Origin of the sequence: Mesorhizobium sp. M5C.F.Ca.IN.020.32.2.1 (genome assembly GCF_004023105.1) — a bacterium.
GTDB classification, from domain to species: Bacteria; Pseudomonadota; Alphaproteobacteria; order Rhizobiales; family Rhizobiaceae; genus Mesorhizobium; species Mesorhizobium wenxiniae.
Genome location: NZ_RZSX01001604.1, coordinates 1 through 544, shown reverse-complemented (window position 1 = coordinate 544; position 544 = coordinate 1). Strand labels below are relative to the sequence as shown.

At 54.6% G+C, this 544-nt stretch carries 1 protein-coding gene; it reads left to right on the top strand.

Annotation, left to right across the window (positions count from 1 at the left end):
• On the top strand, positions 1-491 hold a 491-nt coding region (locus EOA86_RS37705; protein WP_164892460.1), incomplete at its 5' end, for an alpha/beta hydrolase.
• Positions 492-544: the final 53 nt, after the last annotated feature.

Below are 544 nucleotides of genomic sequence, written 5' to 3'. Positions count from 1 at the left end.
GATCTCGCATAACCCTCTTCGGAGCTTCTGCCGGGGGTAATCTCTCACTGGCTTCAGCGCTGATCTGCCGGGATACGGGCAAACCCATGCCAAAAGCGCTCGGATTGATTTACGGCGTCTTCGGCAACGACTTTGAAACCGACAGTTACAAGGAATTTGGCCCAGGGCAGTTCGGACTCTCGCTGGCACGCATGAAAGAGTATTTTGAGTGGTATGTCCCAGCGGGAGTGGACATCAATCATCCCTATATCACACCCATGAAAGCCGACCTGAGGGGTATGCCGCCTTCTTGGATCGGCTTTGGCGAACTTGACGTTCTCAGAGACGATTCCATCGGAATCGACGAGCAACTGCAGGCTGCAGGTGCCGAAACGCATTTTCGCCGTTACGAGGATTTGCCGCACGGGTTTGCAACCTATCCGAGGACAGTTGCCCGCTCTAGAGAGGCCTTGTCCGATCTTGCCGGGTTTTTGCGCGAGAGGACATTTTGATGTACGGCCAGACGGAAACCAGACAAAGTCGTTCGTCTTCCGCCACATTCGAC